24 protein-coding genes are annotated in these 19,286 nt (G+C 41.2%); 20 read left to right on the plus strand and 4 right to left on the minus strand.

Annotation, left to right across the window (positions count from 1 at the left end; genetic code table 11):
• Nucleotides 1–162: 162 nt before the first annotated feature.
• The 3 genes from PW220_RS00810 (at nt 163) to PW220_RS00820 (ending at nt 1,997) form a co-directional block, all read left to right on the plus strand.
• Nucleotides 163–1,119, plus strand: coding sequence for a DUF1002 domain-containing protein (locus PW220_RS00810; RefSeq protein ID WP_248055955.1), 957 nt, complete (start codon nt 163–165; stop codon nt 1,117–1,119).
• Nucleotides 1,120–1,137: 18 nt separating this feature from the next.
• Entirely contained in the window at nt 1,138–1,761 is a 624-nt protein-coding gene (gene ytpR, locus PW220_RS00815; RefSeq protein WP_248055956.1) for a YtpR family tRNA-binding protein, read from the plus strand.
• 104 nt (nt 1,762–1,865) lie between these two features.
• Nucleotides 1,866–1,997 (plus strand): hypothetical protein, encoded by a 132-nt coding sequence (locus tag PW220_RS00820; protein ID WP_316716439.1) that lies wholly within the window; start codon nt 1,866–1,868, stop codon nt 1,995–1,997.
• Here the strand turns inward: PW220_RS00820 and PW220_RS00825 are convergent.
• A complete protein-coding gene (locus tag PW220_RS00825; RefSeq protein WP_248055957.1) occupies nt 1,991–2,245 on the minus strand; it encodes a DUF2785 domain-containing protein in 255 nt (84 codons plus the stop codon). The genes PW220_RS00820 and PW220_RS00825 overlap by 7 nt on opposite strands.
• 27 nt (nt 2,246–2,272) lie before the next feature.
• Nucleotides 2,273–2,509: a hypothetical protein gene (locus PW220_RS00830; RefSeq protein WP_248055958.1), complete on the minus strand. Its 237-nt coding sequence runs from the start codon at nt 2,507–2,509 to the stop codon at nt 2,273–2,275.
• A 54-nt stretch (nt 2,510–2,563) separates the two neighbouring features.
• On the opposite strand from PW220_RS00830, the gene PW220_RS00835 reads away from it, so the two are divergent.
• Nucleotides 2,564–2,959: a single-stranded DNA-binding protein gene (locus PW220_RS00835; RefSeq protein ID WP_044678997.1), complete on the plus strand. Its 396-nt coding sequence runs from the start codon at nt 2,564–2,566 to the stop codon at nt 2,957–2,959.
• Nucleotides 2,960–3,078: 119 nt separating this feature from the next.
• Here the strand turns inward: PW220_RS00835 and PW220_RS00840 are convergent, their stop codons facing one another.
• Complete coding sequence (locus tag PW220_RS00840) at nt 3,079–3,324, minus strand: hypothetical protein (protein ID WP_248044479.1); 246 nt, start codon at nt 3,322–3,324, stop codon at nt 3,079–3,081.
• Between the two features lie 195 nt (nt 3,325–3,519).
• On the opposite strand from PW220_RS00840, the gene groES reads away from it, so the two are divergent.
• The 6 genes from groES (at nt 3,520) to fusA (ending at nt 9,474) form a co-directional block, all read left to right on the plus strand.
• Nucleotides 3,520–3,801 (plus strand): co-chaperone GroES, encoded by a 282-nt coding sequence (groES, locus tag PW220_RS00845; RefSeq protein WP_105110716.1) that lies wholly within the window; start codon nt 3,520–3,522, stop codon nt 3,799–3,801.
• A gap of 8 nt (nt 3,802–3,809) precedes the next feature.
• A complete protein-coding gene (locus tag PW220_RS00850) occupies nt 3,810–4,160 on the plus strand; it encodes a hypothetical protein (protein WP_205033281.1) in 351 nt (116 codons plus the stop codon).
• Between the two features lie 40 nt (nt 4,161–4,200).
• On the plus strand, nt 4,201–5,823 hold the full coding sequence (gene groL / locus PW220_RS00855; RefSeq protein ID WP_044772870.1) for a chaperonin GroEL: 1,623 nt from the start codon (nt 4,201–4,203) through the stop codon (nt 5,821–5,823).
• A gap of 230 nt (nt 5,824–6,053) precedes the next feature.
• Nucleotides 6,054–6,467, plus strand: coding sequence for a 30S ribosomal protein S12 (rpsL, locus tag PW220_RS00860; protein ID WP_002940030.1), 414 nt, complete (start codon nt 6,054–6,056; stop codon nt 6,465–6,467).
• A gap of 16 nt (nt 6,468–6,483) precedes the next feature.
• The gene (gene rpsG, locus PW220_RS00865) at nt 6,484–6,954 is read left to right on the plus strand and encodes a 30S ribosomal protein S7 (protein WP_002940031.1); all 471 of its coding nucleotides are present in this window, start codon (nt 6,484–6,486) and stop codon (nt 6,952–6,954) included.
• 438 nt (nt 6,955–7,392) lie between these two features.
• A complete protein-coding gene (fusA, locus tag PW220_RS00870) occupies nt 7,393–9,474 on the plus strand; it encodes an elongation factor G (protein ID WP_029998358.1) in 2,082 nt (693 codons plus the stop codon).
• A gap of 229 nt (nt 9,475–9,703) precedes the next feature.
• On the opposite strand, the gene PW220_RS00875 is transcribed toward fusA, so the two are convergent.
• The gene (locus PW220_RS00875; RefSeq protein WP_248055959.1) at nt 9,704–10,867 is read right to left on the minus strand and encodes a glycerophosphodiester phosphodiesterase family protein; all 1,164 of its coding nucleotides are present in this window, start codon (nt 10,865–10,867) and stop codon (nt 9,704–9,706) included.
• 271 nt (nt 10,868–11,138) lie between these two features.
• On the opposite strand from PW220_RS00875, the gene gap reads away from it, so the two are divergent.
• The 10 genes from gap (at nt 11,139) to glnA (ending at nt 19,268) form a co-directional block, all read left to right on the plus strand.
• Nucleotides 11,139–12,149, plus strand: coding sequence for a type I glyceraldehyde-3-phosphate dehydrogenase (gap, locus tag PW220_RS00880; protein WP_029176999.1), 1,011 nt, complete (start codon nt 11,139–11,141; stop codon nt 12,147–12,149).
• Between the two features lie 153 nt (nt 12,150–12,302).
• Complete coding sequence (locus tag PW220_RS00885; protein ID WP_172050864.1) at nt 12,303–13,424, plus strand: hypothetical protein; 1,122 nt, start codon at nt 12,303–12,305, stop codon at nt 13,422–13,424.
• Between the two features lie 7 nt (nt 13,425–13,431).
• Entirely contained in the window at nt 13,432–14,025 is a 594-nt protein-coding gene (locus PW220_RS00890; protein WP_248055960.1) for a hypothetical protein, read from the plus strand.
• Nucleotides 14,022–14,372, plus strand: a complete 351-nt coding sequence (locus PW220_RS00895; RefSeq protein ID WP_248055961.1) for a hypothetical protein — start codon at nt 14,022–14,024, stop codon at nt 14,370–14,372. The genes PW220_RS00890 and PW220_RS00895 overlap by 4 nt, the downstream gene beginning before the upstream one ends.
• A gap of 46 nt (nt 14,373–14,418) precedes the next feature.
• Nucleotides 14,419–15,105, plus strand: a complete 687-nt coding sequence (locus PW220_RS00900; RefSeq protein ID WP_248055962.1) for a hypothetical protein — start codon at nt 14,419–14,421, stop codon at nt 15,103–15,105.
• An 11-nt stretch (nt 15,106–15,116) separates the two neighbouring features.
• Nucleotides 15,117–15,254 (plus strand): hypothetical protein, encoded by a 138-nt coding sequence (locus PW220_RS00905; RefSeq protein WP_248044470.1) that lies wholly within the window; start codon nt 15,117–15,119, stop codon nt 15,252–15,254.
• A gap of 177 nt (nt 15,255–15,431) precedes the next feature.
• Nucleotides 15,432–16,631, plus strand: coding sequence for a phosphoglycerate kinase (locus PW220_RS00910; RefSeq protein ID WP_208562449.1), 1,200 nt, complete (start codon nt 15,432–15,434; stop codon nt 16,629–16,631).
• Between the two features lie 300 nt (nt 16,632–16,931).
• Nucleotides 16,932–17,453 carry an FUSC family protein gene (locus PW220_RS00915; protein WP_248032802.1) on the plus strand — a complete coding sequence of 174 codons (522 nt, stop codon included), beginning with the start codon at nt 16,932–16,934 and terminating at the stop codon, nt 17,451–17,453.
• 69 nt (nt 17,454–17,522) lie between these two features.
• Complete coding sequence (locus tag PW220_RS00920) at nt 17,523–17,894, plus strand: MerR family transcriptional regulator (protein WP_105117596.1); 372 nt, start codon at nt 17,523–17,525, stop codon at nt 17,892–17,894.
• Nucleotides 17,895–17,921: 27 nt separating this feature from the next.
• Entirely contained in the window at nt 17,922–19,268 is a 1,347-nt protein-coding gene (glnA, locus tag PW220_RS00925; RefSeq protein ID WP_105116800.1) for a type I glutamate--ammonia ligase, read from the plus strand.
• Nucleotides 19,269–19,286: the final 18 nt, after the last annotated feature.

A 19,286-nucleotide genomic window follows, 5' to 3' on the forward strand; every position in this document is an offset into this window, starting at 1 on the left:
AAAAGGTTCACTGAACCTTTTGAGCTATGCGGGGGTGGGAGTGAAACAGTCTGGGGATAGACTGTTTCAGCTCAACAACTGGAAATAAGGACTTGTTGACGAACTCTTCTATGGATGGTCGAGTTCTTTCCCACTCCCATTTCCCAAAAGAAAGGAAAAAACATGAAGAAATCATTAGGAAAAATCCTGCTAGCACCTGTGGTGCTGGGCTTGAGTTTGAGTTTGGCACCGCTGGCTCAAGCGGAAATCCAGACGGATGTCATCAATGAAAAATGGGGCAAGCCAACACTGGTCTACGGTGGCGGTTTGTCAGATGCGCAGGCGACAGAGGTTAACAATCTATTTGGTATTTCGGATGTCAATAATGTTAGTCGTCAGGTTGTTGTTGGCACGGATATGGACCAATATTTAGGTACATCTGGAGCGGATACAGCCTCCCTCTATTCATCTGTCTTGGTGCAAAAGCAGGACGCTGGCAAAGGGGTTTTAGTGGATATTAAGACGCCACAGAACATCACCTTGATTACCGAAACCCAGTATGCCAATGCGGCTATTACAGCTGGTGCGACAGATGTCTTGATTGACGTTGCGGCACCCATTCAGGTGACGGGAGAGTCCGCTCTGACAGGTGTTTACAAGGCTCTTGCGGCCAATGGTGAAACAGTTGATACCGCTCGAACTGAAGTAGCTCAACAGGAGCTAGAGACAGTCAATGAAGTGGCAACGGCTCACACAGGTGACACTAATTTTGATAGTTCGGCCTTGGATAAGGCAGTAGCAGAAATCAAGACAGCTCTTGCGGATTACAAGCAATCCAATGGTCAGGTGGCTTCTGAGGCTGACATCAACACCATCATCAATGATGTTTTGGCCCAAAACGGTTTGGAAAATGTCATCACAGCAGATGAAATTTCTAAGCTAGTCACATTTGCCAAAGCTTATCAGGAAACCTCTGCTATTGATTCGGCAGAAGTTGCTGCTCAACTCAACCAGTTCAAGCAAGAGGCGGAGCAACAAATTTCAGAAGCCTATAAGAATTTACAAGATTCAGGGATTTTAGAAAAAATCGGTGCCTTCTTTGAAAATCTTTGGAAAGGCTTGACCGGTCTATTTGCATAAAGGAGAAATGAAAAAGAAATGATTTTTACATATAATAAGGAACACGTCGGCGATGTTCTTATGGTGATTGTTGCGGAGGACAAGGGACAGGCTGTCCAGTTTGAACGCAAGGGCAAGGTAGCACGTGTCTTCTTAGCAGAAACGGGTCAAACAGTCGCTTGGAATATCTTTGAAGCATCAAGTTTGGTTGAGCTTGCTGGAAATGGTCAAGTTTTCTTGACAGATGAGCAAGTTGCGACCTTGAATGCTGAATTGGCTAAGGAAGGTTTTACTGAAAGCTTGGTTAACGACAATGCTCCAAAGTTCGTAGTCGGTCAGATTGTGGAACTGGTTCCGCATCCAGATAGCGACCACCTCAATATCTGTCAGGTCAATGTTGGTGACAAAACAGTGCAAATCGTAGCTGGTGCCCCAAATGCTGCCCAAGGCCTGAAAACCATTGTGGCTCTTCCGGGGGCAATGATGCCGAGCGGTAGCCTGATTTTCCCAGGGAAATTGCGCGGTGAAGATAGCTTTGGTATGATGTGTAGCCCACGTGAATTGGCATTACCAAACGCACCACAAGTCCGTGGTATTATCGAATTGGACGACTCCGCAGAAGTCGGAGAGGCCTTTGATCCAGCTAAACATTGGAAGGGATAGAAAAAAGAAGAATTGGTCAATTTTGGCCAATTCTTTTATGCTGGTTCAATTTTTCCTTCAATAGCCTGTTCGATTTCTTCGGTCGATGCTTGATGTGACCTAAGTTGGAAGTAAAGACTAGACAGAAAATGTTGGAGATTGAGCCACCGGAAGTAGTCTACTGGTTCTTGATTTGGAAAGTCCAGCTTGCTAATCCATTCCGTCAGCTCTTGGCTGGTTACTTTTTCATTCAGTAGTAAATATACAGGAATTTGTGCCAGACTTCTTTGCTTTTTTCAGCGGGAAATTGATCATGACAGCTTGCGGCCAGAAGAAAATCTGCTCCGTGGGCAACGGTATGGATCCAACCGAGTTTTTCATCGTAGCCAGACCAGTCATTTTCAATCGCCAAATAATCCAAGGCCTGCTGGAAGAGTAGGTCACGGTCGTTAGTGCTTAAAAATGCATGATAAATAGACTCTGGCTCATTATCGACAGACAGCAACAGACAGTAAAGTAAGCAAGTAAAACTTCACTTTAGTGTGGAACTTTCTAGGGAAAGAGGACTGGTTTCTTGAGAGAATTGTAGCAGCGACTGTGCTTGCTCCCTTGTGACCAAGCCCTCCAAAAAGATGTGGCAAAAACTAGCATAGACCAGTTCGTCGCGTATAGCAGGAACAGGATGACCGATGTTTTCCAGCAACCAAGCCAGTTCGGCATTGGTATATGGTTGGGAGGTCTGTATCTTTTCCATCAAAAATTCTTTCATAATTTTCGCTCCTTTTCAAATCCTTCTACGAATAAATAAGTAGGAGGATATAATATGTATAATAAAACAATTTTAATCGGTCGCTTGACGGCCCAACCTGAACTCACTCAAACACCAACTGGTAAAAATTTGACTCGTGTTACTGTTGCAGTTAATCGACGATTTAAGACAGAAAATGGCGAACGTGAAGCAGATTTTCTTAATGTCATTTTCTGGGGCAAACTGGCGGAGACACTTGTTTCTTATGGCAGCAAGGGCAGTCTGATTTCTATTGACGGTGAGTTGCGAACGCGAAAATACGAAAAAGACGGCAGCAACCACTATGTGACGGAAATCTTGGGCAATACCTTCCAGTTGCTTGAAAGTCGCGCCCAACGTGCCATGCGTGAAAATAACACAGGCGATGACCTAGCTGACTTGGTCTTGGAAGAGGAGGAATTACCGTTTTAAAGCAATATCGGTCCTAAGACCGATGGAGAACGAGAAAAAGTAGGCTATACTATAGTCAATCCTAAATATTTTTCATATCTCCTTAAAAAACGCTGACGAAAGTTGGCGTTTTTTGCTACTTATTTTCTATATTTCCACCATTCTATCAGCATGATAATTAGAGAAAGTAGGAGAACTCCGTAGAAGAAAAAGATGATGTAATGAGGGTGGCTAAAGAAAAATATCCAGATTGCCCAGAGTAGATAGGCGAACATTATTTTGCCCCAAAAACCTAATTTACGCTTTAAAAACCATTCGGCGAAACTTTCGTGAACGGAAAAACGGCTTTCTAGGTAATCTGTTTTTAGCTCTCTAAAAAATTTCATGAATACCCCCTAACTTGTTAAAAATAGTATAGCATAGTTTCACTATAATTAACAGGCTTCGTTTCCTCAGTCCTGCGACGGATTTTAGGAAAAATAAAATAGAATTTTCTTGACTATTTTTGACCAAGTGATACAATAAGAATTGTGAATTAGCACTCGAGATGTCGGAGTGCTAAAAATGAAGGAGGCATTGATATGTTGAAACCATTAGGCGATCGCATCGTTGTAAAAATCGAAGAAAAAGAACAGACAGTAGGGGGCTTTGTCCTTGCAGGAACTAGCCAAGCAGCGACCAAAGAGGCGCAGGTCTTAGCGGTTGGTCAAGGAATTCGCACCTTGAACGGAGAATTGATTGCACCGTCTGTGGCAGTCGGTGACAAGGTCTTGGTCGAGGCCCACGCTGGTCTGGAAGTCAAAGATGGTGAAGAAAAAGTGACTATTGTCCGTGAGGCGGATATTGTAGCAGTGGTTGAGTAAGATAGACTATGAAAGAACAGCTAAGTGAGATTCTTCAGAATTTTTTGCAAGCTAGCACGTCCGGAAGCTGTATAACTGCCTGGGAACAAGGAAACCAGCAGCAAATTTGGTTTCAATTGACGTCAGACAATATGCTAAACTTAGCTCTTCCAATTAAGAAACCTTGGTTTCAATCCTTGGAAACAGTCTTGCCGCCCTTTTTAGATGGTATGACAATTTTGGATTATCGCTCAAAACGATATATTACTTTAGATGTAACAGAACAATCACTAGAGCAAATTTGTGATTATCTTGTGGTCTACTTTGAACACTTTTTTGGGGATAATCTGATATTTTTATGGAAATTGGAAGAAATATAGCACTTTATAATATTTAATTGATACAAAGGATGGAAATAAAATGGCAAAAGAAATTAAATTTGCAGCAGATGCACGCGAGAGCATGGTCCGTGGTGTTGATATTTTGGCTGATACAGTCAAAGTAACCTTGGGTCCAAAAGGTCGCAATGTTGTCTTGGAAAAGGCTTATGGCTCACCACTCATTACAAATGATGGTGTAACCATTGCCAAAGAAATCGAATTGGAAGATCACTTTGAAAATATGGGTGCTAAGTTGGTATCCGAAGTGGCATCAAAAACCAATGACATTGCTGGTGACGGTACAACAACTGCCACTGTTTTGACCCAGGCTATCGTACGTGAAGGATTGAAAAACGTAACTGCAGGTGCCAATCCAATCGGTATCCGTCGTGGGATTGAAGCAGCAGTTGCAACAGCGGTTGAGGCCTTGAAAGCACAAGCAAGTCCTGTATCCAATAAAGCTGAAATTGCTCAAGTAGCAGCCGTGTCTTCACGTTCTGAAAAAGTTGGTGAGTACATTTCAGAAGCTATGGAGCGCGTGGGAACAGACGGTGTTATCACTATTGAAGAATCTCGCGGTATGGAAACTGAGTTGGATGTGGTAGAAGGTATGCAATTCGACCGTGGTTATCTGTCACAATACATGGTAACAGATAATGAAAAAATGGTGGCAGAACTTGAAAATCCATTCATCTTGATTACAGATAAGAAAATTTCTCATATCCAAGACATTTTGCCACTCTTGGAAAGCATTCTTCAGACCAACCGTCCGCTTTTGATTATTGCTGACGATGTGGATGGTGAAGCACTTCCTACCCTTGTTCTCAACAAGATTCGTGGTACATTCAACGTTGTTGCAGTCAAAGCTCCAGGCTTTGGTGACCGTCGTAAAGCTATGTTGGAAGACATTGCTATCTTGACAGGCGGTACAGTCATTACAGAAGACCTTGGTTTGGACTTGAAAGATGCAACCATTGAAGCACTTGGTCAGGCTGCAAAAGTTGTGGTCGACAAAGATGGCACAACCATTGTTGAAGGTGCTGGAAATCCTGAAGCCATTGCTAACCGTGTTGCTGTTATCAAGTCACAAATTGAGGGAACAACTTCAGAATTTGACCGTGAAAAATTGCAAGAGCGTTTGGCTAAATTGTCTGGCGGTGTCGCAGTCATCAAAGTTGGTGCCGCTACTGAGACTGAGTTGAAAGAAATGAAACTCCGTATCGAAGATGCCCTTAATGCAACACGTGCCGCAGTTGAAGAAGGAATCGTTGCTGGTGGTGGTACAGCTCTTGTCAATGTGATTGATAGCGTAGCCAAGCTTGAATTGACCGGTGATGATGAAACAGGACGCAATATTGTCCTGCGCGCCTTGGAAGAACCAGTGCGCCAGATTGCCTATAACGCAGGCTATGAAGGTTCAGTTATCATTGATAAATTGAAGAATTCTGAGCTTGGAACAGGCTTTAATGCTGCGACAGGTGAATGGGTGAATATGATTGAGGCAGGAATTATTGACCCTGTTAAAGTTACTCGTTCTGCTCTTCAAAATGCGGCTTCCGTAGCCAGCTTGATTTTGACGACAGAAGCAGTCGTTGCCAACAAGCCAGAACCAGCCGCTCCAGCTATGCCACAAGGTATGGATGGAATGGGTATGGGCTACTAAGAAATAGCAAATTGACACAGCTACTTGGCTGTGTTTTTTCTTGAAAATTTCAAACATATCTATTTGACAATAGTTTTGAGATGTGGTACTATATTAGACGGTACTTTTTACTTTTGGTCTCTCAAGAGTGTACAGGGACGTGCTGACAAATGTTGCAAAAGTACACACAGATAGGGGTTGTCACCAATGCCCTATCACCAAAAATAAAAAATATATACAGGAGAATGTAGATGCCTACAATTAACCAGTTGGTACGTAAACCACGTAAGTCTAAAGTAGAAAAATCTAAATCACCAGCTTTGAACGTTGGTTACAACAGCCGTAAAAAAGTTCAAACTAACGTTTCATCACCACAAAAACGCGGTGTTGCAACTCGTGTCGGAACAATGACACCTAAAAAACCTAACTCAGCCCTTCGTAAATTCGCTCGTGTACGTTTGAGCAACCTTATCGAAGTTACTGCTTACATCCCAGGTATCGGCCACAACTTGCAAGAGCACAGCGTTGTTCTTCTTCGTGGTGGACGTGTAAAAGACCTTCCAGGGGTACGTTACCATATCGTTCGTGGTGCGCTTGATACTGCAGGTGTTAACGATCGTAAGCAAGGCCGTTCTAAATACGGTACTAAACGTCCAAAAGGCTAAGAAAGGGGAAATATAAATGAGTCGTAAAAATCAAGCGCCTAAGCGCGAAGTATTGCCAGATCCATTGTATAACTCAAAATTGGTAACTCGTTTGATCAACCGTGTTATGTTGGACGGTAAACGTGGTACTGCTGCATCAATCGTTTACGGTGCCTTTGATCAAATCAAAGAAGCAACTGGTAACGATGCACTTGAAGTATTTGAAACAGCAATGGAAAACATCATGCCTGTACTTGAAGTACGTGCACGTCGTGTCGGTGGTTCTAACTACCAAGTTCCAGTTGAAGTTCGTCCAGAGCGTCGTACAACACTTGGTCTTCGTTGGTTGGTAACAATCGCTCGTAACCGTGGTGAGCACACTATGATCGATCGCCTTGCGAAAGAAATCATGGATGCAGCAAACAACACAGGTGCAGCTGTTAAGAAACGTGAAGACACCCATAAAATGGCAGAAGCAAACCGCGCATTCGCACACTTCCGCTGGTAAGAATAAGATACGAGGGCGTCAAGCAACTCCTAGACAAAATAGGGAAGCGAAGCAGATTGCTGTGCAATCAATGAGGTTCATCTTTTTGTCAGTGAGTTGTAGCCCGAGTTCAATTAGGATGTGAGGACGTTAAGAAAATTCAAGGAAAAATAGGAAATCAGACGATGGACCTTAAGGTCCAAGGAAGATTTATCTTTTTTCCAGAATTTTTAGTCCGAACTCAACTAATTAGGATGTGAGGAAGTCAAGTTAGTTCTACATAAATCAATTATGATTATGGTACAAACTTCTCGTTCAATCATCACAAATCGGATTGAGGCTTGCCTCATCCACTTCACACCATTAGTAAGAAATCAAGCGGGTGGGACTTGCCCACTCGCTTTTCTTAAAATATGGTATAATAAAGTATAAAACTAAAATTATAGGAGAACAAACCTCATGGCACGCGAATTTTCATTAGAAAAAACTCGTAATATCGGTATCATGGCGCACGTTGACGCGGGTAAAACAACGACAACTGAGCGTATTCTTTACTACACTGGTAAAATCCACAAAATCGGTGAAACTCACGAAGGTGCATCACAAATGGACTGGATGGAGCAAGAGCAAGAGCGTGGTATCACAATCACATCTGCTGCGACAACAGCTCAATGGAACAACCACCGTGTAAACATCATCGACACACCAGGACACGTGGACTTCACAATCGAAGTACAACGTTCACTTCGCGTTCTTGATGGTGCGGTTACCGTTCTTGACTCACAATCAGGTGTTGAGCCACAAACTGAAACAGTATGGCGTCAAGCAACTGAATACGGTGTTCCACGTATCGTATTTGCCAACAAAATGGACAAAATCGGTGCTGACTTCCTTTACTCAGTAAGCACACTTCATGAGCGTCTTCAAGCAAATGCTCACCCAATTCAATTGCCAATCGGTTCTGAAGATGAGTTCCGTGGTATCATCGACTTGATCAAGATGAAAGCTGAAATCTATACTAACGACCTTGGTACAGATATTCTTGAAGAAGATATTCCGGCTGAATACCTTGAGCAAGCTCAAGAATACCGTGAAAAATTGGTTGAAGCAGTTGCGGAAACTGATGAAGAATTGATGATGAAATACCTTGAAGGTGAAGAAATCACAAACGACGAATTGAAAGCTGCTATCCGTAAAGCAACAATCAACGTTGAATTCTTCCCAGTATTGTGTGGTTCAGCCTTCAAAAACAAAGGTGTTCAATTGATGCTTGATGCGGTTATTGACTACCTTCCAAGCCCAGTTGACATCCCTGCTATCAAAGGTATCAATCCAGATACAGATGCTGAAGAAGAGCGTCATGCTTCTGACGAAGAGCCATTTGCAGCTCTTGCCTTCAAGATCATGACTGACCCATTCGTAGGTCGTTTGACATTCTTCCGTGTCTACTCAGGTGTACTTAACAGTGGTTCATACGTAATGAACACTTCTAAAGGTAAACGTGAGCGTATCGGACGTATCCTTCAAATGCACGCAAACAGCCGTCAAGAAATTGAAACTGTTTACGCTGGTGATATCGCCGCTGCGGTTGGTTTGAAAGATACTACAACTGGTGACTCATTGACAGATGAAAAAGCAAAAGTAATCCTTGAGTCAATCCACGTTCCAGAACCAGTTATCCAATTGATGGTTGAGCCTAAGTCTAAAGCTGACCAAGACAAGATGGGTATCGCCCTTTCTAAATTGGCTGAAGAAGATCCAACATTCCGCGTTGAAACAAACGTTGAAACTGGTGAAACAGTTATCTCAGGTATGGGTGAGTTGCACTTGGATGTCCTTGTTGACCGTATGCGTCGTGAATTCAAGGTTGAAGCGAACGTAGGTGCTCCTCAAGTATCATACCGTGAAACATTCCGTGCTTCTACTCAAGCTCGTGGTTTCTTCAAACGCCAGTCTGGTGGTAAAGGTCAATTCGGTGACGTTTGGATCGAATTCACACCAAACGAAGAAGGTAAAGGTTTCGAGTTCGAGAACGCTATCGTCGGTGGTGTGGTTCCACGTGAATTCATCCCAGCGGTTGAAAAAGGTCTCGTAGAATCTATGGCCAACGGTGTTCTTGCTGGTTACCCAATCGTTGACGTTAAAGCGAAGCTTTACGATGGTTCATACCACGATGTCGACTCATCTGAAACAGCCTTCAAAGTGGCAGCATCTCTTGCCCTTAAAGAAGCAGCTAAATCAGCTCAACCAACTATCCTTGAGCCAATGATGCTTGTAACCATCACTGCACCAGAAGATAACCTTGGTGACGTTATGGGTCACGTTACTGCACGTCGTGGTCGCGTTGACGGTATGGAAGCTCGTGGTAACACACAAATCGTTCGTGCTTATGTACCACTTGCTGAAATGTTCGGTTACGCAACTGTTCTTCGTTCAGCAACACAAGGTCGCGGTACTTTCATGATGGTATTTGACCACTACGAAGATGTACCAAAATCTGTACAAGATGAAATCATCAAGAAAAACGGCGGCAACGCTTAATTGATTGCCCAAGCCTGCTCGAAAGAGTGGGCTTTTTTCATACCTTCTCTCTCTTTCGTCAAGAACAAAATGAAAACCACCAGTTAAACTGGTGGCTGCCAAGGTGTTGCAGTTCACTAAAAATCACCTCCAACAGTCTAGGGCTGAACTGTGGCAAGTGGAAGTCGGACAAACCAAGTGGAAAGTAAATAATCAAGTTGACTTTTTACCATCTCTACTAGATATAAAATCATTGTTCTTGGATGGGGAATATTTTAAAATATTGTAATTGTTCTTGATACAGTTTTGTGTATTTATTGGCTTGTGATAGACCAGATAAAACTGTTTGTGTACGAGTTGGGTAGTCGGTGATGATGCCATCTACTTCTATGGAGTCTGCTTGTTGCACTCCCTCAGGAGCATTGACAGTCCATACGTAGAAAGCTTTTCCCGATTTGCGAATATAATTAAGTAAATCATCAGTGAGTTGATCCAAGGGAACACTATAGCCAGTCAGGTTAGGTAATTCAATTTCCGGAGGTGCGCTCATCAATAAGTAGGTTTCAAATTTTGGAGCATACTTTAGAATAGCGTTTATGAAATGAGGGTCAGCAGACTGAAGCTGATGCCCCTCCTCTTCAAAGCTTGCTTGGTATTTCTTCATAAAATTGTCTACCATTTGGGAACTATCTTGTGCAGAAGTTTTAAAATCAATTAAGAGTTTCTGATTTTGTGCCCTAGCTTCAGTTAGAATTTGGTCAAAACTTGCAATTTTGGCAGAGTAGCCAGCTGCATCTGTTATGATGGTTTCTGTTAAGTTTGCCAAAGTAAGATCATGGGGACGATAGTCTACACCAGCCCAATTGATTAAACTTGCATCGTGAAAAGCAATAAACTCTAGGTCAGCTGTTTCCCAAAGGTCGATTTCGATGTAGTCTGGCTGGCTCTGACTTGCTAACTGCAGTGCTTCAACGGTATTTTCAATAGCGTGGTGGTCGTTTAAAGCGCGATGAGAAATAATAAGTGGCGCTTTTGGGGTATGAAAGGAGGCTTCATATCGGGCTAATAAGAAGACTGGTACAACTGGAAGGAAGATGAAAAGGAGTGAAGAGGGCTTCCACCAAGTAAATTTTTCGTTAAAGAGTATTTTCCACCAGAACCACAAGGTAAGTGTGAGCGCAAGGACTAAACTACTGTAAAGAAAAGCGAAAAATAGGCTATAGTTCATTTGCACATGACTGGGAAAAATATTTGAGATGACTGGCTGGATAGATATGCTGATTGTATTTAATACATACCATAATCCTAAACTTAATAAAGGAGTGAGAATGCTGAGGATGGATTTTTGAAATTTAGACCGATGTTTTCTTTTGGATAAGTGTTTCTGGCGGATTTTTGAGTATTTTGTCGGCATAGGAGTAATAACTTTCTAAAACATTACTTATGATTGTATCAAATTTTATAGGTTTTATCCAATTGCATCAGTAAGTTTTCAGAAATTCCATGCAGTTCCGACAATATTAACAATGAAACTATATGAAATTCTTGCTTTTTTATTGAATAAGTTATATAATAAAAACGTTGAAAAGATGCTTGTAGGCTTACAAGTTAATATTTTCACAAAAGGATTAAAAGGCTTGCCTTTTAAAATAAAGAACTCGATTTTCATAAGGAGGAAATCATTCATGGTAGTTAAAGTTGGTATTAACGGTTTCGGACGTATCGGTCGTCTTGCTTTCCGTCGTATCCAAAACGTAGAAGGTGTTGAAGTTACTCGTATCAACGACCTTACAGACCCAGTAATGCTTGCACACTTGTTGAAATACGACACAACTCAAGGTCGTTTCGACGGTACTGTTGAAGTTAAAGACGGTGGTTTCGAAGTTAACGGTAAATTCGTTAAAGTTTCTGCTGAGCGTGAGCCAGGAAAAATTGACTGGGCTGCTGACGGCGTAGAAATCGTTCTTGAAGCAACTGGTTTCTTCACTTCAAAAACTGCTGCTGAGCAACACATCCACGAAAATGGTGCTAAGAAAGTTGTTATCACTGCTCCTGGTGGTAACGATGTTAAGACTATCGTTTTCAACACTAACCACGATATCCTTGATGGTACTGAAACAGTTATCTCAGGTGCTTCATGTACTACAAACTGTTTGGCACCAATGGCTAAAGCTCTTCACGATGCATTTGGCGTTCAAAAAGGTTTGATGACTACAATCCACGGTTACACTGGTGACCAAATGGTTCTTGACGGACCACACCGTGGTGGTGACCTTCGTCGTGCTCGTGCTGCTGCTGCGAACATCGTTCCTAACTCAACTGGTGCTGCTAAAGCTATCGGCTTGGTAATCCCAGAGTTGAACGGTAAACTTGACGGTGCTGCACAACGTGTTCCAGTTCCAACAGGTTCTGTAACTGAATTGGTTGCAACTCTTAACAAGAAAGTTACTGCTGAAGAAGTAAACGCTGCTATGAAAGCTGCTGCTACTGAATCATACGGCTATACTGAAGACCAAATCGTTTCTTCAGATATCGTAGGTATCTCATTCGGTTCATTGTTCGATGCAACTCAAACTAAAGTTCTTGACGTTGATGGTGAGCAATTGGTTAAAGTTGTTTCATGGTACGACAACGAAATGTCTTATACTGCACAACTTGTTCGTACTCTTGAGTACTTCGCAAAAATCGCTAAATAATCCTTAGTGAAAATCAAAGAGGCTTCGGCCTCTTTTTTCGTACAAATAGAACATATATAACTATGTTTTGCGCGAAAAAAGCTTGTTATACTATGCATAACAAGTATTGACTTACCAGTCAATACTTAACCTAAGAGTAACATGGAGAAAGTTATGAAAAAATTTCTAAACCTACACCCTAAGTTCATTCGCTTTGTTTTCTTACTTGTTGCGGTGCTGACTTGCCTATCATTTGCTTATTCACGATATGAAGATTATCGGTTAACTCCACGTATCAGTGAGGAAGTGAAAAATGCTCCCTTAAAGATTGATACTAGTTCAATTATGTTGGAAGACAATAAGCCCTATCGTTTACCTGAAAATATCGGTGACCTGGTTGGTGTTTATAAAGGGAACGATGACGGGAAGGAAATTCAAGTCAGGGTAAATCCAGATGGAACCTATGAAAAAATTAGTAGGGGTAATAAAACTACAGAGACCTATTTAGATTCGAATGGAGTAATTCGTTTTTCGGAAGGAGAAACGGTTCAATTAGAGATAGGTTATCTGGTAAAAGAGCACGCTTATATTCATTTTTATCTCTATTCTAATGACATTCTTGATGCTGGGACCTTTCTGGGCTTAAAGCTACTCTCAGATGGTTTATATATGGATAGTAGTGGAAACATTGACATCCTAAAGTCTATGTTCCAAAAAATTCGGAGAGAAACGATTTTCCAAAACAATGAAGTTATCCCGCAAGATGTGCTTATGATTGATGAATCGAATGCAACATTTCGGCGTGATTTTTTACTGTTTGATGAGGAAAAATTAGTTAATTATTCACGGTACCACGGAGGTAGCAATAAAGGAGGTTGGAGAGAAAGTTATATTCCAAAATATGAACTTATCAAATCAACAGAAGTTTATGATATTTGGGCTCAACCGATTGAGAAATGGGCAATCGAGGAAGTCTTGATAGAGGAAGTTACCTTATCCGACTTTTTACAAATGTATGGTTCGAGTATTCGGAAAACAGCTAAGGGGCTGTGGCAGATTGCTAATAATAAAGTTACTGATCCGACAGATACAGAGTTGGAGACTTATATCAAAGAAAACGGTCGAGCTTTAACGGATGAGGAATTGGCTCATATAAAGAAAAAGTACGGAGTGGAGTTTGATGTTTCGTTCGGTATTGAGAATAAGGGATATTTTACGACCATAAATGTTTTCGGCTGGTCTGAAGATACTGGTTTTGACGAATTTGGGCTCCTGAAGGAGAATGGGAGGTTTTAGGAAACATATGTTATCAATAGCATCAGATATTGTCACGATTATTGGAGGTCTGACAATCGTAGGAAGTCTTTATCAGTATCTAAAAGCAAAAAGTTTTGAGAAAGAAGTATCTTTTCTGGAAATCCTCGACAGTTTTAATTCTTCTATAGAAGTGATGGAAGAACAACTAGAGGTTCTTGAGGGATGGAATGATTATCCTCTGTCTGAGGATGGTCAAGCGGTATTTGATGAACAATTAAATCAATTACGGAGGCAGGAAAGTCGTTCTCAAAAGAATATGCTCTATTTGGATCTGCTAAAGATACTTATTGCTTATTCAGGTTCAATGCCTTTGCATGATATTTTTGAAAACAATCCATATATTGTTGGAGAATTGGTAAAGTTGCTTGTTCAAAAATCGGAGGCTCTCCTATCTGACTATCATACAGAACAGATAGTCAGATTTCGTAAGTATTGTCTGCAACTATCGGACGACTACCTTTCCATTCATAGAGGCGGTCTGGAGGAAGAGGATGTTATGAGATATAAGGAATTACACTTAGACATCCTCAATGATGTAAAAAGTTCTTTAGAAAAGTATGTAAAGGAGAAAGCATTATGAAAAAGTATTTATCGGCTATAGTATTGGTTTTAGGAACACTTTTCTTAGTTGCTTGTAGCAAGGCAGAGGAGGTCGTGGTTGAAACCATTAACAATGTTGATGGGCGTTATCTAGCTGATGCTTATGGTTTCGAGCTTGACATTGAAATCGATGGCGAAACCATTACAGGTGAGGCTAGTATAGGTATTGTGGATAGTGACATTACTGGCAGTGTAGATTTGCAGGGGCAAGAGATAGATATCGATCTTTCAGATAGCAAATCGATTTCAGGAACCTATGAAAAATTAGAAAATGGAGATTTAGAGGTCGATTTTTCAGGGAAGATGATTGTATTTGAAAAGCAGTAGTAGGAAAATAGATGTGTCGATGAGGAAAAATATACATGCAGTTATCATGGGTTTGCTAATCGTGGCTCTATTATGGTTTGTCTACCAAATTTTCGCTATACAGAAGAAAACGGAACAATACAAAGCCGATGTTGCTACTTTTGTTGGTGCTGTTGAAAACAAGAATTATGGCGAAGCTCTTTCACAACTATCTCGGTTAGAATCGTATTCACTTTCAAACTCTGAACTGATAGAAGCAAAGGAAGTAACTCGCATTTTGAAAGGAGATTTAACTAGTCTAGAAAATCGTCAGAAAGCTTTGAAGCTAGAACCGATGGAATTCCTGACAGGTTATTTCAATGCTCAGTTTACACCAGGTACGACTTATTTAGTTAGTCATGACCGTGATATGATGTTAGAATATGAAACAAAAGCGCCTGAAATTGTTAGAAACTATATAATTGGAAATACTTTCTATGAGTATGATGGTCATGGGGGTATTGATTATGATAAGTTTATCAAAATTTCTGAAGATGGTAATGTTAATTACTTATCTCGTACAGGAAAAATCGGACGGATAAGAGTTTATTTGAATAAAGTTGAAGTATTCTTGCAAAATGTCAATGGTGATGAAATTTATGAGTGGGGAATATGGGATATTGAAAGTAGTGTAATTGATTCTACATTATATACAAGCAGAAATGGCCGGGCGATAGATAGGGTTTATGAGGCTAGTGGCTACACAAAGGAATAGGAGAATAGGATATGATGAAAATAAAATTGGTTTATACTCTACTGATTCTGGCTTTGGGAGTAGCGATAACGACGTATTTTGCTACTCAGGATAAGTATTTTGATTTAATATATTCAAAATATATTCTTCAACAGCTAGGCGTAGAATAGAGAGTACTTCGCAAAAATCGCTAAATAATCCTTAGTGAAAATCAAAGAGGCTTCGGCCTCTTTTTTCTATCATTCGTTCTTTTTGTAGATTTGTGAAAAAACTATCTTTATGAGAGAAAAAATACAGAAAATATGGTACAATGGTAGGGTAAATATAAATTAAGGAGTTCTTATCTAATGGCAAAATTGACTGTTAAAGATGTAGAATTGAAAGGCAAAAAAGTTCTTGTTCGTGTGGACTTCAACGTGCCTTTGAAAGATGGCGTTATCACTAACGATAACCGTATTACAGCAGCTCTTCCAACAATCAAGTATATTCTTGAGCAAGGTGGACGTGCAATTCTTTTCTCTCACCTTGGTCGTGTGAAAGAAGAAGCTGACAAAGAAGGTAAATCATTGGCTCCTGTAGCAGCTGACTTGGCAGCTAAATTGGGTCAAGACGTTGCTTTCATCGCTGGTGCTACTCGTGGTGCTGAATTGGAAGCAGCAATCAACACATTGGAAGATGGACAAGTTCTCCTTGTTGAAAACACTCGTTTCGAAGATGTTGATGGTAAGAAAGAATCTAAAAACGACGAAGAACTTGGTAAATACTGGGCTTCACTTGGTGATGGTATCTTCGTTAACGACGCGTTTGGTACTGCACACCGTGCGCACGCATCAAACGTTGGTATCTCAGCAAACGTAGAAAAAGCAGTAGCTGGTTTCCTTTTGGAAAACGAAATTGCATACATCCAAGAAGCTGTTGAAACTCCAGAGCGTCCATTCGTGGCAATCCTTGGTGGTTCAAAAGTATCTGATAAGATCGGTGTTATCGAAAACCTTCTCGAAAAAGCTGACAAAGTTCTTATCGGTGGTGGTATGACGTACACATTCTACAAAGCTCAAGGTATCGAAATCGGTAACTCACTTGTAGAAGAAGACAAGCTTGATGTGGCAAAAGCACTTCTTGAAAAAGCTAACGGTAAATTGATCTTGCCAGTTGACTCAAAAGAAGCTAACGCATTTGCTGGCTACACTGAAGTTCGCGATACAGAAGGCGAAGCAGTTTCAGAAGGCTTCCTTGGTCTTGATATCGGTCCTAAGTCAATTGCTAAGTTTGACGAAGCTTTGACTGGTGCGAAAACAGTTGTTTGGAACGGACCTATGGGTGTATTTGAAAACCCAGACTTCCAAGCGGGTACAATCGGTGTAATGGATGCTATCGTGAAACAACCAGGCGTGAAATCAATCATCGGTGGTGGTGACTCAGCAGCTGCTGCTATCAACCTTGGCCGTGCAGACAAGTTCTCATGGATCTCAACTGGTGGTGGTGCATCTATGGAACTCCTTGAAGGTAAAGTCCTTCCAGGTCTTGCAGCATTGACTGAAAAGTAAAAACTTACGACGAAAAGAGTTGGATTTCCAGCTCTTTTCTAGTGCATCGCGTAGAGTTTCTACGAAGCTAAGCGAGTTAGAAAGTCTAGCAAGGTGTAAGGCTCTTCCAGGACTTGCGACGGCACGGAGTGCCTAGTGCCATGCCTAGTCTTTCTGGGAAGTGTGACCTAGAAAGACTGGCTAGGTGCAGCATTGACTGAAAAGTAAAAACTTGAGAGAAAAGAGTTGGGTGACCAACTCTTTTCTGCCTTTCTTGGGATAATGACCCCATTTTCCATAAAATCATGTTAGAATAGAGATATGTTTGAAAAATATAAGTTTGATCCCCAAAAATTTCGATTAGGAATGCGGACCTTTAAATCAGGTCTAGCGGTTTTTTTAGTTATTTTGCTTTTTGGTTATCTGGGGTGGGAAGGTATTCAGATTGCAGCCTTGACAACGGTCTTTAGTTTGCGTGAGGACTTTGACCAGAGTGTCCATTTTGGTACCTCTCGTGTTTTAGGCAATTCGATAGGTGGTTTCTACGCCTTGATTTTCTTTTTACTAGATAGGTTATTTTCTGATCAGTTCTGGGTAACTGCGGTCTTTGTGCCTATCTTTGTCATGCTGACTATTATGACTAATGTAGCTATGAATAATAAGGCTGGCATTATCGGTGCGGTGTCGGCTCTGTTGATTATTTCTTTATCAATTCCAGCAGGTGATACCATTCAGTATGTTTTCGTTCGTGTTTTTGAAACCTTTGTCGGTGTTTTTATAGCGATTTTGGTAAATTACGATGTTAATTTGATAAAAAAACGTTTCCAAAAGAAAAGATGTTAGAAGATATAACATAATCGCTTGACCCATGGTCAAAATTCTCCTATAATAGTCTGCAGAAAGGAGTTCATTATGAGAGAAAAAGAGTTCCGTCGTTCCTTGGCCATTTTTCCAATTGGCAGTGTTATGAAATTGACAGACCTAACGGCTCGTCAGATTCGTTACTATGAAGATCATGGCTTGATTAAGCCCGATCGTAATGAGGGCAATCGTCGCTTGTATTCTCTAAATGATATGGATTTGCTTCTTGAAATCAAGGATTTTTTGGACGAGGGTTTGAATATTGCGGCTATTAAGAAGGAATATGCAAACCGTGAAGCAAAAGCTAAGGTCCAAAAACAACAGAAAACCTTGACCGATGAAGATGTACGCCGTATCTTACATGATGAATTCAGTCGTCAAGGACGCTTTTCAAGTCCTAGTTCTATTTTCCGTTCATCGTAATTATTTTTTAAATAGAGGAGAAAAACAATGGCAGTCACAGTAGCGGACATTAAACGCGATATTAAAGAGAAAAACGTTACCTTCCTACGTCTGATGTTTACAGATATCATGGGAGTAATGAAAAACGTAGAAATTCCAGCAACTGATGAGCAGGTGGATAAGGTTTTATCAAACAAGGTGATGTTTGATGGTTCATCAATCGAAGGTTTTGTTCGTATCAATGAATCAGATATGTACCTATATCCAGATTTGAATACCTGGACAATCTTCCCTTGGGGTGATGAGAATGGTTCAGTAGCGGGCTTGATTTGTGATGTTTATACAACAGCAGGCGAGCCATTTGCTGGTGATCCTCGTGGTAACTTGAAAAAAGCCCTTCGTCACATGGAAGAACTTGGATTTTCTTCTTTCAATTTGGGTCCTGAGCCAGAATTCTTCCTCTTCAAGATGGATGAGCAAGGAAATCCAACCCTGGAAGTGAACGATAAGGGTGGATACTTTGACCTTGCTCCGACGGATTTGGCTGATAATACTCGTCGTGAGATCGTTAATGTCTTGACGCAAATGGGCTTTGAAGTAGAAGCTAGTCACCATGAATGTGCTGTTGGTCAGCATGAGATTGATTTCAAATACGATGATGTTTTGAGTGCTTGTGATAAGATTCAGCTCTTCAAGTTGGTTGTTAAAACAATTGCCCGTAAACATGGTATGTATGCAACCTTTATGGCTAAGCCCAAATATGGTATCGCTGGTTCAGGTATGCACTGTAATATGTCACTCTTTGACAAGGATGGCAACAATGCCTTCTTTGACCCAGAAGATCCTCGTGGCATGCAATTGTCAGAAACAGCCTATCACTTCTTGGGTGGTTTGATCAAGCATGCTTACAACTATACTGCTATTACAAACCCAACTGTAAACTCCTACAAGCGTTTGGTTCCAGGTTTTGAAGCTCCTGTTTACATCGCTTGGGCTGGTAAAAACCGTTCTCCATTGGTTCGTGTTCCAGCTTCTCGTGGTATGGGAACTCGTTTGGAATTGCGCTCAGTTGACCCAACTGCTAACCCATATTTAGCAATGGCCGTGCTTTTAGAAGTAGGTCTAGAGGGTGTTGAGAACAAGATTGAGGCACCAGCACCTGTTGAAACAAATATCTATGCAATGTCTGATGAGGAACGCCGTGAAGCTGGTATTACAGACCTACCATCAACTCTTCACAATGCTTTGAAGGCACTTCGTAAGGATGAGGTAGTTCGTGCAGCCCTGGGCGAACATATCTACACTAACTTTGTAGAAGCTAAGAAAATCGAGTGGGCAAGCTACGCAACCTACGTTTCTCAATGGGAAATCGACAACTATTTGGATATGTATTAAAAAAATGGTCCGGTGGAC

The organism is Streptococcus sp. 29892 (assembly GCF_032594935.1).
Taxonomy (GTDB): domain Bacteria; phylum Bacillota; class Bacilli; order Lactobacillales; family Streptococcaceae; genus Streptococcus; species Streptococcus hyiners.